Raw genomic sequence first — 14,270 nt, 5'->3', positions numbered from 1 at the left:
GGCATCATGAAGAAGCCCGCGCTCGCTCTCGCCCTCGCCTCCGTCGCCGCCCTCTCGCTGGCCGGATGCTCCAGCCCCGCCGCGTCGGGACAAGGCGACGACGGAACGATCACCGTCGTGGCGAGCACCAACGTCTACGGCGACATCGCCGCGCAGATCGGCGGCGACCGCGTCGACGTCGAGTCGATCATCACCTCCGCCTCCCAGGACCCGCACTCCTACGAGGCCAGCGCCCGCGACCGGCTCACGCTCCAGAAAGCCGACCTCGTCGTCGAGAACGGCGGCGGCTACGACGCCTTCATCGACAGCCTGCTGCAGGACGCCCAGGACCCGCACGTCGTCACCGCCGTCGAGTACTCCCACGACTTCCCCGGCAACGAGGGCCATGAGGAGGACGCCCACGCCGACGACGACGCCGCCGCCGAGTCGCACGACCACGAGCATGCCGAGGGCGAGGAGGCTCACGACCACGATGGCCACGACCACATCGAGGGCTTCAACGAGCACGTGTGGTTCGACCCGCACACGATGATCCACGTGGTCGAGGCCATCGCCGACGAGCTGACGGCGCTCGACCCCGACGGCGCGGACACGTTCGCGACCAACGCCGACGAGCTGGTCGCCGAGCTCGAGGGCTTCGAGTCCGACCTCGAGACGCTCAAGGCCTCCGCCGAGGGCAAGACGGTGTTCCTGACCGAGCCGCTGCCCGGCTACCTCGCCGCGGCCGCCGGTCTCACCGACGTGACGCCCGAGGGCTTCGCCGAGTCGGTCGAGGAGGGCAGCGACGTCGCGCCGGCGGTACTGCTCGAGTCGCTCGATGTGATCGCGTCCGGACAGGTGACCGCCCTGCTGACCAACGCCCAGACGGGCGGTGCCGAGACCGAGCGGGTCGAGAAGGCCGCGGACGACGCCCGAGTACCGGTGGTCGCCTTCACGGAGCTGCTGGAGGACGGATCGTCGTACTCTGAGTGGATGCGTGACGCGATCCAGAGCCTCGCCGCCGCCGTCCAGTCGTGAGCGGCGCGGTCGACCGCGCGGCGCCCGTGCTCGAGATCGCCGACGGGGCACTGCACCGCGGAGACCGCGAGCTCTGGTCGGGCCTCGATCTCACGGTGCAGCCGGGGGAGTTCATCGCCGTGCTCGGACCCTCCGGGTCGGGCAAGACGACACTCCTGCGCAGCATCCTCGGCCTCCAGCCCCTCTCCCGCGGCACGATCCGCGTGGCAGGTGAGCCCGTGCACCGCGGCAGCGCCCGCATCGGCTACATCCCGCAGCAGCGCGCGATCGCTCCCGACACCAGCATGCGTGCCAGGGATCTCGTGGCGCTCGGCGTGCAGGGCAGCCGGTTCGGCCTCCCGTTCCCGCACCGCGGCGACCGCGCGAAGGTCGATGCACTGCTCGACGCGGTCGGCGCCGTGCACTACGCCGACCGTCGGGTGGGGTTGCTGTCGGGCGGAGAGCAGCAGCGGCTCCGCGTGGGACAGGCGCTCGCCGACGAACCGGCCCTGCTGCTGTGCGACGAGCCGCTGTCGAACCTCGACCTCGCGAACCAGGTGGGCGTCACCGACATCATCGACCGCCAGCGGCGCGAGCGCGGTGCGGCGGTGCTGTTCGTGACGCACGACATCAACCCGATCCTCGGCCGGGTCGACCGCATCCTCTACATCGCCGGCGGGCGCTTCCTGCTCGGCACCCCGGACGAGGTGCTGCAGACGCGCGTGCTCAGCGACCTGTACGGCACACCCGTGTTCGTGCTCCGAGCGGGCGACCGGCTCGTGGTCGTGGGTGTCCCCGACGCCGAGCCCCACCACCTGCACGACGACCACGACCACGGAGGGACCGCATGACCGCCGCCGCCCTCCTCGTCCCTGCCGTCGGGTGGGACGACATCTTCTCCTTCCAGGACTACGGCGAGCTCGTCGCCCTGCTCGCGAACTCGATCATTGCCGGTGCGGTGCTCGGTATCGTCGGTGGCCTGATCGGCGTGTTCGTGATGCAGCGCGACCTCGCCTTCGCGGTCCACGGGGTCAGCGAGCTCTCCTTCGCCGGTGCCGCGGCCGCGTTGCTCTTCGGCGGCAGCGTGGTGTTCGGCTCACTCGGCGGGGCACTGGTCGCGGCGATCCTCATCGGCGTGCTCGGTGCGAAGGCGCGTGACCGCAACTCGATCGTCGGTGTGCTCATGCCGTTCGGCCTCGGCCTCGGCATCCTCTTCCTGTCGCTGTACGACGGACGCAGCGCCAACCGCTTCAGCCTCCTCACCGGTCAGATCGTGTCGGTGTCGAGCCCTGACCTGGGGTGGCTCATCGGCATCAGCCTCGTCGTGCTGCTCGGGCTGCTGGTGATGTGGAACCCGCTGCGGTTCGATTCGCTCGACCCGGAGTCGGCGGCGGCCCGCGGGGTGCCGACCCGCGCGGTGAGCCTGCTGTTCATGGTGCTGCTGGGCCTGATCGTCGCGGTGAGCGTGCACATCATCGGAGCTCTGCTGGTGATGGCGCTTCTGGTGACACCGGCCGCCGCGGCCATGCGGGTCACGGCGGGTCCGGTCGCGGTGCCGCTGCTGGCCGCGCTGTTCGGCTTCGTCTCGGCGGTCGGCGGCATCCTGCTCGCCCTCGCCGGCACCCTCCCGGTGAGTCCGTACATCACGACGCTGTCGTTCACGATCTACGTCGTCTGCTGGATCGTGCAGAAGACCCGGTCGCGCGTCCGTCGCGTCTCCGCCTGACCTTGCCGGCGAATGGTGCCGGGCCGCCGCCCTGACGGACGACGGCCCGGGGCTGGAGTCACTCGTCGGACGGGGGCCGGTTGCGGCGCACGAGCCACCGTGTGACGTCGAACACGAGGCCACCGGCGAGGAAAGATCCCGCGATCAGCATCATCATGCGCACTCCTTCGTCGGCGGTGGTGACCGCCCCACTGAACGCCATCCAGGTGCCGATGGCGACGAACGCCCACCCAGCGATCATGCGTCCCGAGGGGCGCGAGGCGGAGGGTGTCGAGTGAGCGCTCCTCTTCTCCATCGTCGGCTTCTCCGTCTTGGACTACTCTTCTAGAGTACGCGTATGACCGCTATCCGCTGTCACACGTAGGCAATCATCCCAATATGCGCGCGCGGCACGTGTCGCGATCCGATCCGGAGAGTGACTCCGGTCCCGCCCCCGTCCGCTCCCAGCCCTCGCCAACCCCCTCCGGCCTAGAATCGAAGGCATGGCTCAGCGGAACACCTGGCAGCGCGAACGCGTGCGCGAAGCACTCGCCGACGCCCGCGGTTTCGTCAGCGCACAGAGCCTGCACGCCTCCCTCCGCGACGACAACACCGGCATCGGCCTCGCCACGGTCTACCGCGCACTGGCAGGGCTCGCCGCCTCCGGTGACGCCGACTCGCTGCAGAGCCCCGAGGGCGAGGCGCTGTACCGTGCCTGCTCCACGCAGGGGCACCACCACCACCTGATCTGCCGGTCGTGCGGGCTCACGGTCGAGATCGAGGCGAAGGACGTCGAGCAGTGGGCGCACCGCACCGCCGCTCTGCACGGGTTCACCGACGCCGCGCACGTCGTCGACATCTTCGGGCTGTGCACCCCGTGCGCCAACAAGCGCGAGGCCGGCAGGACAGCGACAGCGTGAGTTCCCCGGCACGAACGGCCTCCCGTCCGGGCCACACGCACCGACACGCGACACCGCCGCGGTCGCCCTGGATCGGCCTCGGTCTCGGCGCCGCGATCGTGGCGGCGCTGTTCCTGATCGACCTGCTGCTCCCGTCGCTGTACCCGGCATCGCTGCCGACCAGGGCGCAGGACGGCCTCACCCTGGCGCTCAGCGTGCTGATCGAAGCACTGCCGTTCGTGATCCTCGGCGTGCTGCTGTCGATCGTCGTGCAGGTGTGGCTGCCCGCCGACGTCATCCACCGCTGGCTGCCACGCCGCGCGTGGGCCCGGCGCGCGGTGCTGTCCCTCCTCGGGATGCTCATCCCGGTGTGCGAGTGCGGCAACGTCCCCTTCGCGCGCGGTCTGATGATGCGCGGCCTCGCCCCGGCGGAGGCCCTCACCTTCCTGATCGCCGCGCCCATCGTCAACCCGATCGTCATCCTCACCACGCACGCGGCCTTCGGTTGGGACGGCGGCATCCTCGTCGCGCGCCTGGTCGGCGGCTACCTGATCGCGAACCTGATCGGCTGGATCTACAGCCTGCACCCGTCGCCGGACTCGCTGCTCACCCAGCGCTTCGTCGACACGTGCGAGCGCGTGACGCACGAGCCGGGCACCCCGATCCGCCGCAGCCTCACGCAGTTCCTGGTCGAGCTGCGGGCGGTGATGCCGGCGCTCGTGATCGGCTCAGCGCTCGCGGGAGCCGTGCAGGTGCTGATCCCGCGCGACGTGCTGCTGGCGATCGGGTCGAACCCGGTGCTGTCGATCGTGGCGATGATGCTGCTCGCGATCGTGGTCGCCATCTGCTCCAACGTCGACGCGTTCTTCGCGCTGTCGTTCGCGTCCACCTTCTCGAGCGGGGCGATCGTGGCGTTCCTGCTGGTCGGACCGCTCGTCGACATCAAGATGCTGGCACTCATGCGTACGACCTTCACGGCGCGCACGCTCGTCGGGATCACCGCGGTCGTGCTGGCCGCGGCCTTCGCGATCGGGATCGGGGTGAACGTCTTTGTCTGAGCAGCAGACACCGCGCGCTCGAGCCGTCGCGACTCGATGGCTGGGCGTCGGACTGGCCTCCGCGGTCGCGGTCGTGACGCTCGGGCTCGCGGTCACCGGGCGCCTGACGCTCTACATCAGCCCCGAGTCGGTCTGGTTCGCGAGTGCGGCCGCCGTGGTCACGCTCGCCGGGGCGGTGTGGTCGTGCACCCTGCCGCTCGGGGCCGAGGACGACCACGGCCACGACCACGGCGACGCCACCGCGGAGCCCGAGCACGCGGACGACGAGGCGTCGCGCACGACCGTGACTCCCCGGCGGACCCTGGCCGGAGTCGGCGCGGTCGCGGGCGGTGTGGTCGCCACCGGGGTCGTGGCCGCAGCGCTCGTGCTGCCGCCCGCCTCGCTGTCGGTCGAGCTCGCGATGTCGCGTGCGGGGGAGCAGGCCACGCTGTTCGCCGGGGCGGACACCGTGGCCCTCGGCGTCGCGGACACCTCGACGTTCGGCATCGGCGACTGGGCCAGTGTCTTCGCTGGGGCCACGAACACCGCGGCGTACGACGGGGCCCCGGTCACGCTCACCGGCTTCGTCACCCCGGCGGGGAAGGGCGACGGCGTGAACCTCACCCGGCTCGTCATCACGCACTGCGTGATCGACGCGCAGACCGCGGCCCTGCCGACCGACGTCGACCCCGGTGAGTATGAGACGGGGCAGTGGGTCGAGGTGACGGGCACGGTGCGCGCCGACGCCGACGGCACGCTGCGCATCGAGCCGACGGACGTCGTCGCGATCGACGAGCCGAAGGACCCCTATGAGTACTGACGACGAGCGCCGCGAGACGCCCGCCGTCCCGCGCACGCGCGCCGAACTGCGCGCCGCGCGGGAGGCGGCGGAGCGTGCGGCAGCCGAGTCGGTCTCCCTGGTCGAGGGGGAGGGCCCCGCCCCCGCCCCCGAGGCCCCTTCCGCCGAGCCGGATGCGCCCGCGTCGCCCGCGTCGACGGAGCCGTCTTCGGTGGTGCCCGCGACTTCCCCCGCCGTGCCTGAGGCGCCCGCCGCTCCTTCCGTCGAGCCGGATGCGCCCGCCGCGGTCCCGTCGACGGGATCCTCCGCGTCCGCCTCCGCGATCCCGTCCGCCGGATCGTCTGTGCCCGCGGTGCCGCTCGCCCCCGAACCCGTGTCCGCCGCCGCCGCGCCGCCCGCGACCCCGACGCCGCCCGCGGCCGAGTCGTCAGAGGGTGCCGCGCCGGGCTGGCGTCCCGCCGATGGCCCGCCCGCGGCGAGCGACCGCGCCGGTGCGGCGGCCGGGCCGCGGATGTCACGCCGGTTCCTGCTGACGATCGGTGCCGTGCTGGGTGTGCTGGTGCTGGTCGGCACCGGCTTCGGCGTCGTGAGCCTGCTGCAGGGTCCGCGCATCTCAGAGGTGCAGGTCGACGCGGCCCAGGCGATCGAATCGTCCGGCAGTCGCCTGATCCTCACCGCGAACCAGCCCCTCGCCGCGATCGAGGCGGACCAGGTGTCGGTCGAGCCGGCGGTGCCGTTCACGGTCGACGCGGCCGGCCGCGGGATCGGTGTGCGCTTCACGGTGCCGCTCGACGACGACACGACGTACACCGTGACGGTGTCCGATGCCGTCGGTGCGAGCGGTGGTCCGTCCGCCGAGCTCACGACGAGCTTCACCACGCCCGCTTCGACGATGTTCCTGCTGCGGCGCGACGTCGACGGCGACGACACGATCTTCCGCACCGACCTCAGCGGCGAGAAGGCGGTGCCGGTGTTCTCGCATCCGCGGATCAACGACTTCCGCGCCACCTCCACGCGCCTCGTGGCCTCGGTCGAGGAGGACGACGGCTCGCACCTGCTGGTGATGGACCGCGACGGTGAGGACCAGCGCGAGCTGACGCTGCCCGGCGACGGCTATGTCCGAGAGATCCAGGTCTCCGAGCGCGGCAACCTCGTCGGCTACAGCTACTCCGACCGCGAGCTCGGCGACAGCGAGGGCCGCGCGAGCGTGCTCGTGACCCAGTCGCTGAGCGGCGACGACGAGCCGCAGATCATCGAGGTCGCGGGCGAGGAGGCGAGCGTCTTCGTGTGGCAGTTCGTGCCGGACAGCGCCGCCGTGCTCTTCATCGACTTCGACGGCGCGCTCGCCCTCGTCGACCGTTCCGCCGACACGGGGGTGCAGTCCCTCGGGCTCGCCACCACCATTCAGGGCATCTCGCGCGGCACCTACACCGCGATCGTGGAGCGACTCGACGGCACCGTGGTCGAGCTGAACCTCACCGACGGCTCGGAGCAGCCGCTCGCGGCCTCGACGCCCGACTACGGCACGGCCACGACGATCACGCCGTTCCCCGGTGGCACGCTGCGGCACGTGGTGTCGCGCGACGACTCGGGACTGCCGATCGGGCAGGCGGTGGTCCGCGTGGACGACGACGGGGTCGCAGAACCCCTGGTCGAGGTGGGGTCGAGCGACGCCATCCTCCAGGCGTGCGCGTCGCCGAGCGGGCAGTACGCGGCCGTCGTGGTCGCCCCCGACATGGCGAACAACCCCTACGACGGCATGCTGCTGCCGCTTCCGGGGCGGCTGGAGACCCACCTGATCGACATGGACTCCGGGAAGGAGCTCGTGGCCCTCACCGGCTTCGACGCCTCCTGGTGCCAGACGGCGCCGCGGTTCTGACGTGTCGGCCGTTCCGCTGCGACGCGTGACCCGCGACGACGTGATGCGCTCCGCCGTCGAGGTGGCGCCCACCCTGCTCGGCGCGGAACTGCGCACCGTGGTGATTGAGGGCGGTGTGCCGGTGGAGGTCCGCGTGCGCGTCACCGAGGTCGAGGCCTATCACGGCCAGGGCACGGGCGACCGCGTCGACCCCGGCTCGCACGCGCGCATGGGTCGCACCGCCCGCAACGCCACGATGTGGGGCGAGCCGGGCCACCTGTACGTCTACCTGAGCCACGGGATCCACTCGTGCGTGAACGTGGCGTGCGGTCCGGAGGGGCAGGGCGACGGCGTGCTGCTGCGCGCCGGAGAGGTGGTGGCCGGTGAGGACGCTGCGGCCGTCCGCCGCGGTGCCCCGCTCCCGCTGGGGCGAACGGCCCGACGCGACCTCGCCAGGGGGCCGGGGCGACTGGGCCAGGCGGTCGGCCTGCGCCACGCGCTGCACGACGGGATCGACGCGGTCACGGGCGCGGAGCACAACGGCGCCCGCGCGGAGCTGTGGCTCGGCGCGCCGGTCGCGGATGTGTCGCAGGGGCCGAGGGTCGGGGTCGCGGGGGTCGCGGGGACGGACGCCTTCCCGTGGCGGTTCTGGATCCCGGACGAGCCGACCGTGTCGGCGTTCCGGTGGGGGCGCGGTGCCGCCGAGGCCGCGGCACTGGGGGCGACCATGCCCGTGCTAGACTGACTCTTTGTCTGCGCACGCTCCTGTGCGTAGTTCGCATGCTTCCCCTTCCGCGGCCGAGAGATCGGCGGGTCGAGGTTGCGTGCAGACAAGGGATCTTGGGTGGGGCCGTCCGGCCTCACGGTAATGAAGGAGTCATCATCATGGCAGCAGTGTGCCAGGTGACCGGAGCTGTTCCCGGCTTCGGTCACAACGTCTCGCACTCGCACCGCCGGACGAAGCGCCGCTTCGACCCGAACGTGCAGAAGAAGACCTATTTCGTGCCCTCGCTCGGTCGTAAGATCACGCTCAACGTGTCCGCCAAGGGCATCAAGGTGATCGACGCGCGCGGCATCGAGAACGTCGTGAAGGACCTCCAGGCGAAGGGTGTGAAGCTCTAATGGCCAAGAAGGCTCAGGACGTCCGTCCGATCATCAAGCTGCGTTCCACGGCGGGTACGGGCTACACGTACGTGACCAAGAAGAACCGCCGCAACACCCCCGACCGCCTCGCGCTGAAGAAGTACGACCCGGTCATCCGTCAGCACGTCGAATTCCGAGAGGAGCGTTGATCCATGGCTAAGAAGAGCAAGATCGCGCGCAACGAGCAGCGCAAGGTCATCGTCGAGCGCTACGCCGAGCGTCGTGCCGAGCTGAAGAAGACCCTGGTCGACCCGAACGCCACCGACGAGGCCCGCGAGGCCGCTCGCGTCGGCCTGCAGAAGCTGCCGCGCAACGCGTCGCCGGCTCGCGTGCGTTCGCGCGACGTCATCGACGGCCGCCCCCGCGGTGTCCTCACGAAGTTCGGCATCTCGCGTGTCCGCTTCCGTGACATGGCACACCGTGGCGAGCTGCCCGGCGTGACCAAGTCGAGCTGGTAAGTCACCGCCGTCGACAGGGGCGAGGATCTTCGGATCCTCGCCCCTTTCGCGTGCCCCTGCGTCTCCGTCGTCTCGCGGCCCGGGTGAGCGCCGACGCGCTCCGGCGATCGCGAGAGTGCCGCGAGATCGGGCAGACCGGCAGGGGTGGGTGGCGCTCGCGGACGCCGATCCCGTGATCGTCGGCGCCGTCCCGCGCGAGGGCATGAGCCTCCCGAATTCTGTGACACGTGTGACCAAAGTGGCGCGACACGCCGGGTAATTGGTCAAAACCCGCGAAATGACGCGGAAATCCGGGTGGTGGTTGGTACATTCAAGGCGGTCACTCGACCAACGGGAGGCACCCGCCTCTCGCACCCACAACGATGCGACGGTCCTTCGTCGCTGGAGGATGACATGGCTGACAAGTCCATCACCAAGACCGAGCTCGTCGCGAGCATCGCTTCCGCCACCGGCCAGAGCCAGGCCACCGTCTCCGGTGTCCTCGACTCGCTGTTCGCCACGGTCTCCGACGCTGTCGCCAAGGGCAGCAAGGTCTCGATCCCGGGCTGGATCTCCTTCGAGCAGGTCGACACCGCTGCTCGCACGGGCCGCAACCCGCAGACCGGCGCCGAGATCAAGATCCCCGCTGGCAAGCGCGTCAAGGTGACCGCCGGCTCCAAGCTCAAGGCTGCCGTCAAGTAAGACCGCACCCGTTCGAAGGCCGCTCCCGATCCGGGAGCGGCCTTCGTGCTTTCCCCCCGTCCAGCGCGCCTAGGCTGGAGGGGTGAGTTCCCGCACCGAGACGCCGAGCACGACGTCGGCGTATCGCGTCGCCGGCGTCGTCATCCTGCTGGCGGCGGGTCTCGTCGCCCTCGTGTGGGCGCTGCTCATCGGCGGCGGCGCCAAGCCGCCCCTGCTGCAGGACCCGGGGCCCGTGGTGCTGTGGGGCACACCGATCGCCAAGCTCGTGATGAACCTCTCGGGCGCGCTCATGCTCGGGTCGCTCGTGCTCGCTCTGTTCGCACTCCGCGCGGGCGAGCGGTCGTTCGACAGGGCACTGAACATCGCGTCGATCGGTGCCGCGGTGTTCACGGTCTCGGCCGGTCTCGCCGGCTTCCTCGCCTTCATGGCGGCGTTCAACCCGAAGCTCAGCATCGAGCGGGAGTTCGGTGCACAGCTCGGACGGTTCCTGCTGGAGCTGCCGCTCGGACAGTCGTGGCTCATCACCACGATCCTCGGCGCCGTGATCACGGTGCTCGCGTTCGCCTGGCGGTCCTGGACGCCCACCCTGATCACGGCCCTGCTCGCCGCGGTGTCGTTCCTGCCGCTGGCGACCCAGGGCCATGCGGGCGACCTCGACGGCCACAACATGGCGGTCAACTCGATCCTGCTGCACACCATCGGGGCCGCGGTGTGGCTGGGCGGCCTGCTGCTGCTGGTGCTGCTGCGCGGAGAGCCCGGCATCGACCGCGCCCGCCTGGTGTCGCGCTACTCCTCGCTCGCCATCGCGGCCTTCGCGGTCGTGGCGCTCTCCGGCTTCACCCGGTCGATCGTCGCGGTGGGGTCCTGGGAGGCGGTGTGGTCGACGCCATACGGCACGATCGTGATCGCGAAGGCCGTGCTGCTGATCGGCATGGGCCTGCTCGGCGCCTGGTACCGCGCCCGACTCATCCCGAAGCTCGACGGTGACCGCGCCAACCGCTGGTTCTGGCTGCTGGTGCTGGGCGAGGTCGCGCTGATGGGGCTCGCCTCGGGCGCCGCGGCGGCCCTCGCGCGCACCCCTCCGCCCACGGGCGAGACCGCCGCTTTCGCGCAGACCCCGGCGCAGATCCTCACCGGCTCCCTGCTTCCCCCCGAGCTCACCCTGGCGCGGTGGTTCACGGCGTGGGACATCGACGTGCTGTGGCTGGTGGCTGCCGGGTTCGGGCTCTTCCTCTACCTCGCGGGCGTGCGGCGGCTGCGCCTGCGCGGCGACCGCTGGCCGATCCACCGCACCGTCTTCTGGGTGCTCGGCATGCTGATGCTGGTGTGGGTGACGGGCGGGCCCATCAACGCGTATCAGGAGTACCTGTTCAGCGTGCACATGCTCGGGCACATGATGCTCTCGATGGCGATCCCGCTGCTGCTCGTCTCGGGTGCACCCATCACCCTGGCGTTGCGCGCGATCCACAAGCGCGACGACGGCACCCGCGGCGGCCGCGAGTGGATCATGTGGGCCGTGCACTCGCCGTTCGCGCGCGTGGTGACCCACCCGTTCGTCGCGGCCGCGATCTTCATCGTGTCGCTGTGGGCGTTCTACTTCACCGACCTGGTGCGCTGGTCGATGTACGAGCACCTCGGGCACGAGTGGATGGTCATCCACTTCCTGATCTCGGGCTACCTGTTCGTGATGAGCCTGATCGGTGCCGACCCCGTGCCGTACCGGCTGCCGTACCCCGGCCGGCTCATCACCCTCATCGCCGTGATGGCCATGCACGCGTTCTTCGGCATGGCGATCATGATGCAGGAGGGGCTGATGGTCGCCGACTGGTTCGGCGCGATGGGCCGCGACTGGGGCGCCGATCCCATGACCGATCAGTACGTGGGCGGCGGCATCGCCTGGTCGATCGGAGAGATCCCGACGCTGATCCTCGCCATCACGGTCGCGATCCAGTGGAGCCGCAGCGACACCAAGCTGCAGAAGCGTCGCGACCGGCATGCCGACCGCACGGGCGACGCCGAGCTGGAGGAGTACAACGCGCGCCTCGCCGAGCTCGCGGCGCGGGACCAGCGCGCGGCGGAGCGCCAGGCCCAGCGCGACCGGCGCTGATCCCCGGCGTCAGTCCTCGGCGGGCTCGTCGGGGGAGCCGACCCTGATCGACGCGGAGCCGTCGGGGAGGATCGCGATGGTGCCGTTCACGCGGAACGGCACGTCTTCCGACACCGGCTCGACCGAGCCGTCGAACAGCGACTGGATCTCGACCTCGACGTGGGCCACCGCATCGGCCGGCGGGATCTGCCACTGACCGTCCTCGGCGGGGACGACCGCGATCTGGGGCTGACTCGTGATCGACCAGGTGGGCGGTGCGGAGATGCGGTTCGTCACGCGCAGGCCGAACGGGCACGCGGTGGGCTGCAGCACCTCCTGGGTCGTGCACTGCGTGAGGAACTCCTCGACGCGCTGCTGCACCACCGACACGAACTCGGGAGTCGGCTCGGTCTGCACGTCGAGCGGCGTGACGGCGAGCGGCTTGTCGGCGAGCACCCCGTGGCCGGACGACGTCGAGATCGCGGTGTCGACCGTGACGGAGTAGACGCCGGGGGTGAAGACGAGCAGCGGCAGGGGGTCGAGCGGCTGGGCCTCGGCCCCCGCGACGGACACCTGCCGACGATCGACCTCGAACCCGTTCACGGCGAAGCGGTCGGAGCCGCGCACGGTGAGCTGGACCACCGCGAGAGGGCTCGTCGTGAACCGCCAGTCGGGGGTGACGCCGGCCCAGCCGTCCTGCTGCACCTGGAAGGTCGTGGTGCCGTGATGGCCACCGGCCGTATAGCCGACGGTGACGGCAGTGCCGTCGCCGGAGGGCCGTTCGGACTTCACCTCGATGTCGGTGAGGGGGCCGAGCGCGGAGCGCCGCAGCATCGCCTCCGAGGCGCGGGGGTCGATGCCGGCCTTCTCGAGCGTCTCGCGGTCGATGGCGACACCGGGCACCCGGAGCGCATCGGCCGCGCGGCCGGATGCGAGCAGGTCGAGGTAGCGGACCACGAACGCCGAGGGGCCGTAGAACTGCTGGTAGAGGGTCGCGCCGCCCGCCCCGATCGCGGCGAACAGCATCACGCCGACGACGGCGAGCATGGTCAGATCCACGCCCAGGCGCGCACGCCGGGGCGTGCTCCTCCCGGCCCGCTCCATGGCGTCAGTCTAGGAGGGAGTCCTGGGGGGACGCCGAGCGTCGGCGCCCCGCGACTCCCGGCGCGACGTAGCATGGGTGGGCGCCCCCGTCCGCCCCTGCAGCCCTGAGAGAACCGTGTCCCTTCCCGCCCTGTCCGAGGAGCAGCAGGAGCTGTTCCGCCTCATCGAGGACACCGGGGAGCACGTGTTCATCACCGGCCGCGCCGGCACCGGCAAGTCGACGCTCCTGCAGCACTTCGCCTGGAACACGAAGAAGCAGATCGCGATCTGCGCGCCCACCGGCGTCGCCGCGCTGAACGTCGAGGGGCAGACGATCCACTCGCTGTTCCGGCTCCCGATCGGGCTGATCGGCGACGCGGACATCGACCAGAACGATGCCACCCGGCGCATCCTGAACGCGATCGAGACCCTCGTGATCGATGAGATCTCGATGGTCAACGCCGACCTCATGGACGCGATCGACCGCTCGCTGCGGCAGGCCCGCGGACGCAGGGGCGAACCGTTCGGCGGTGTGCAGGTGGTGATGTTCGGCGACCCGTACCAGCTCGCGCCGGTCCCGCCGCGCGGCGACGAGGCCCGCTACGTGAAGGACCACTACCGCTCCTTCTGGTTCTTCGACGCGAAGGTGTGGGCGGGCGGCTCCGGGCTCTCCGACCAGGAGGGCCTGTTCCAGGTCGACACCAGGGCCGAGCTGCACGTGCGGGAGCTGGTGCAGATCCACCGGCAGTCCGACGACGGGTTCAAGGCGATGCTCAACGCCGTGCGCTACGGCCGGGTGACCGCGGAGATCGCCGGGGTGCTGAACGCGCAGGGTGCCCGCACGCCGCCCGACCCCGAGCCGGGCGAGGTGCCGATGATCACCCTCGCGACGCGCAACGACATCGTGAACGGCATCAACGGCCGTCACCTCGCCGCCCTCCCCGGCAAGGAGCAGACCGCGCGCGCCGAGATCAACGGCGACTTCGGACGCGGCGAGGCCGCCCTGCCTGCCGAGTCGGAGCTCAAGCTCAAGGTCGGCGCGCAGGTGATGTTTCTCCGCAACGACACCGCCATGTCGGGCGAGCCGCCGCGCTGGGTCAACGGCACCATCGGCACCGTCACCCGCATTCTCGGCGGGGCCGTGCGGGTGGAGATCGACGGCGAGGAGGTGGAGGTCGAGCCGGCCGTGTGGGAACGGTTCCGCTACGCCTACGACCCGAACACGAAGAAGCTGTCGCGCGACGTGGTGGCGGAGTTCACGCAGTTCCCGCTGCGGCTCGCGTGGGCCGTGACCATCCACAAGTCGCAGGGCAAGACCTATGACCGCGCGATCATCGACCTCGGCTCCGGGGCGTTCGCGCCGGGACAGACCTATGTGGCGCTGAGCCGTCTGACCTCGCTCGACGGGCTGTACCTGTCGCGACCGTTGCGGCCGAGCGACATCCGGGTCGACGAGGACGTACGGCGCTTCATGCGCGACGCGTGGCTGGCGGCGTCGACGCCGGAGCTTCCCACGGGCTGAACC

At 70.9% G+C, this 14,270-nt stretch carries 16 protein-coding genes; 14 read left to right on the top strand and 2 right to left on the bottom strand.

Annotated features, from left to right (window positions below; all coding sequences use genetic code 11):
• Positions 1-6 precede the first annotated feature (6 nt).
• From ACFV3I_RS00740 to ACFV3I_RS00730, 3 genes are read left to right on the top strand one after another with little or no spacing between them, the layout of a single operon-like run.
• Positions 7-1,017, top strand: coding sequence for a metal ABC transporter solute-binding protein, Zn/Mn family (locus ACFV3I_RS00740; RefSeq protein ID WP_378802997.1), 1,011 nt, complete (start codon positions 7-9; stop codon positions 1,015-1,017).
• Positions 1,014-1,847, top strand: a complete 834-nt coding sequence (locus ACFV3I_RS00735; RefSeq protein WP_136032075.1) for a metal ABC transporter ATP-binding protein — start codon at positions 1,014-1,016, stop codon at positions 1,845-1,847. The genes ACFV3I_RS00740 and ACFV3I_RS00735 overlap by 4 nt, the downstream gene beginning before the upstream one ends.
• Positions 1,844-2,722: a metal ABC transporter permease gene (locus ACFV3I_RS00730; RefSeq protein ID WP_205828273.1), complete on the top strand. Its 879-nt coding sequence runs from the start codon at positions 1,844-1,846 to the stop codon at positions 2,720-2,722. Before ACFV3I_RS00735 ends, ACFV3I_RS00730 begins: the two co-directional genes overlap by 4 nt.
• A 58-nt stretch (positions 2,723-2,780) precedes the next feature.
• Here the strand turns inward: ACFV3I_RS00730 and ACFV3I_RS00725 are convergent, their stop codons facing one another.
• Complete coding sequence (locus ACFV3I_RS00725; RefSeq protein WP_378822163.1) at positions 2,781-3,017, bottom strand: hypothetical protein; 237 nt, start codon at positions 3,015-3,017, stop codon at positions 2,781-2,783.
• A gap of 187 nt (positions 3,018-3,204) precedes the next feature.
• Between ACFV3I_RS00725 and ACFV3I_RS00720 the strand changes: the two genes are divergently transcribed.
• The 10 genes from ACFV3I_RS00720 (at position 3,205) to ACFV3I_RS00675 (ending at position 11,683) form a co-directional block, all read left to right on the top strand.
• The gene (locus ACFV3I_RS00720; protein WP_136032082.1) at positions 3,205-3,621 is read left to right on the top strand and encodes a Fur family transcriptional regulator; all 417 of its coding nucleotides are present in this window, start codon (positions 3,205-3,207) and stop codon (positions 3,619-3,621) included.
• Positions 3,618-4,658 carry a permease gene (locus ACFV3I_RS00715; RefSeq protein WP_136032084.1) on the top strand — a complete coding sequence of 347 codons (1,041 nt, stop codon included), beginning with the start codon at positions 3,618-3,620 and terminating at the stop codon, positions 4,656-4,658. The genes ACFV3I_RS00720 and ACFV3I_RS00715 overlap by 4 nt, the downstream gene beginning before the upstream one ends.
• Entirely contained in the window at positions 4,651-5,457 is an 807-nt protein-coding gene (locus ACFV3I_RS00710) for a TIGR03943 family putative permease subunit (RefSeq protein ID WP_136032086.1), read from the top strand. The genes ACFV3I_RS00715 and ACFV3I_RS00710 overlap by 8 nt, the downstream gene beginning before the upstream one ends.
• The gene (locus ACFV3I_RS00705; RefSeq protein WP_378822162.1) at positions 5,447-7,315 is read left to right on the top strand and encodes a hypothetical protein; all 1,869 of its coding nucleotides are present in this window, start codon (positions 5,447-5,449) and stop codon (positions 7,313-7,315) included. Before ACFV3I_RS00710 ends, ACFV3I_RS00705 begins: the two co-directional genes overlap by 11 nt.
• Positions 7,316-7,331: 16 nt before the next feature.
• Positions 7,332-8,039, top strand: a complete 708-nt coding sequence (locus ACFV3I_RS00700; protein ID WP_378823186.1) for a DNA-3-methyladenine glycosylase — start codon at positions 7,332-7,334, stop codon at positions 8,037-8,039.
• 140 nt (positions 8,040-8,179) lie between these two features.
• Positions 8,180-8,416 carry a 50S ribosomal protein L28 gene (gene rpmB, locus ACFV3I_RS00695; RefSeq protein WP_025102729.1) on the top strand — a complete coding sequence of 79 codons (237 nt, stop codon included), beginning with the start codon at positions 8,180-8,182 and terminating at the stop codon, positions 8,414-8,416.
• On the top strand, positions 8,416-8,586 hold the full coding sequence (rpmG, locus tag ACFV3I_RS00690) for a 50S ribosomal protein L33 (RefSeq protein ID WP_378822161.1): 171 nt from the start codon (positions 8,416-8,418) through the stop codon (positions 8,584-8,586). The genes rpmB and rpmG overlap by 1 nt, the downstream gene beginning before the upstream one ends.
• A 3-nt stretch (positions 8,587-8,589) precedes the next feature.
• The gene (gene rpsN / locus ACFV3I_RS00685) at positions 8,590-8,895 is read left to right on the top strand and encodes a 30S ribosomal protein S14 (protein ID WP_017829734.1); all 306 of its coding nucleotides are present in this window, start codon (positions 8,590-8,592) and stop codon (positions 8,893-8,895) included.
• Between the two features lie 393 nt (positions 8,896-9,288).
• The gene (locus ACFV3I_RS00680) at positions 9,289-9,576 is read left to right on the top strand and encodes an HU family DNA-binding protein (RefSeq protein ID WP_017203554.1); all 288 of its coding nucleotides are present in this window, start codon (positions 9,289-9,291) and stop codon (positions 9,574-9,576) included.
• Between the two features lie 82 nt (positions 9,577-9,658).
• On the top strand, positions 9,659-11,683 hold the full coding sequence (locus ACFV3I_RS00675) for a cytochrome c oxidase assembly protein (protein WP_378822160.1): 2,025 nt from the start codon (positions 9,659-9,661) through the stop codon (positions 11,681-11,683).
• 9 nt (positions 11,684-11,692) lie between these two features.
• Here the strand turns inward: ACFV3I_RS00675 and ACFV3I_RS00670 are convergent, their stop codons facing one another.
• Complete coding sequence (locus ACFV3I_RS00670; protein ID WP_136044270.1) at positions 11,693-12,766, bottom strand: hypothetical protein; 1,074 nt, start codon at positions 12,764-12,766, stop codon at positions 11,693-11,695.
• Between the two features lie 115 nt (positions 12,767-12,881).
• Here ACFV3I_RS00670 and ACFV3I_RS00665 point away from each other — a divergent pair, with 115 nt between their 5' ends.
• Positions 12,882-14,267: an ATP-dependent RecD-like DNA helicase gene (locus tag ACFV3I_RS00665; RefSeq protein WP_136036976.1), complete on the top strand. Its 1,386-nt coding sequence runs from the start codon at positions 12,882-12,884 to the stop codon at positions 14,265-14,267.
• Positions 14,268-14,270 lie beyond the last annotated feature (3 nt).

The organism is Microbacterium sp. NPDC059771, assembly GCF_042732495.1.
GTDB classification, from domain to species: Bacteria; Actinomycetota; Actinomycetes; order Actinomycetales; family Microbacteriaceae; genus Microbacterium; species Microbacterium sufflavum.
Note: the sequence above shows the minus strand (reverse complement) of the source record. Positions and strands in the feature narration are given on the sequence as shown.

Coding starts and splice junctions, on each gene's coding strand:
- ACFV3I_RS00740 (WP_378802997.1), top strand. CDS start 7: ATGAAGAAGCCCGCGCTCGCTCTCGCCCTCGCCTCCGTCGCCGCCCTC.
- ACFV3I_RS00730 (WP_205828273.1), top strand. CDS start 1,844: ATGACCGCCGCCGCCCTCCTCGTCCCTGCCGTCGGGTGGGACGACATC.
- ACFV3I_RS00725 (WP_378822163.1), bottom strand. CDS start 3,017: ATGGAGAAGAGGAGCGCTCACTCGACACCCTCCGCCTCGCGCCCCTCG.
- ACFV3I_RS00720 (WP_136032082.1), top strand. CDS start 3,205: ATGGCTCAGCGGAACACCTGGCAGCGCGAACGCGTGCGCGAAGCACTC.
- ACFV3I_RS00705 (WP_378822162.1), top strand. CDS start 5,447: ATGAGTACTGACGACGAGCGCCGCGAGACGCCCGCCGTCCCGCGCACG.
- rpmB (WP_025102729.1), top strand. CDS start 8,180: ATGGCAGCAGTGTGCCAGGTGACCGGAGCTGTTCCCGGCTTCGGTCAC.
- rpmG (WP_378822161.1), top strand. CDS start 8,416: ATGGCCAAGAAGGCTCAGGACGTCCGTCCGATCATCAAGCTGCGTTCC.
- rpsN (WP_017829734.1), top strand. CDS start 8,590: ATGGCTAAGAAGAGCAAGATCGCGCGCAACGAGCAGCGCAAGGTCATC.
- ACFV3I_RS00680 (WP_017203554.1), top strand. CDS start 9,289: ATGGCTGACAAGTCCATCACCAAGACCGAGCTCGTCGCGAGCATCGCT.
- ACFV3I_RS00670 (WP_136044270.1), bottom strand. CDS start 12,766: ATGGAGCGGGCCGGGAGGAGCACGCCCCGGCGTGCGCGCCTGGGCGTG.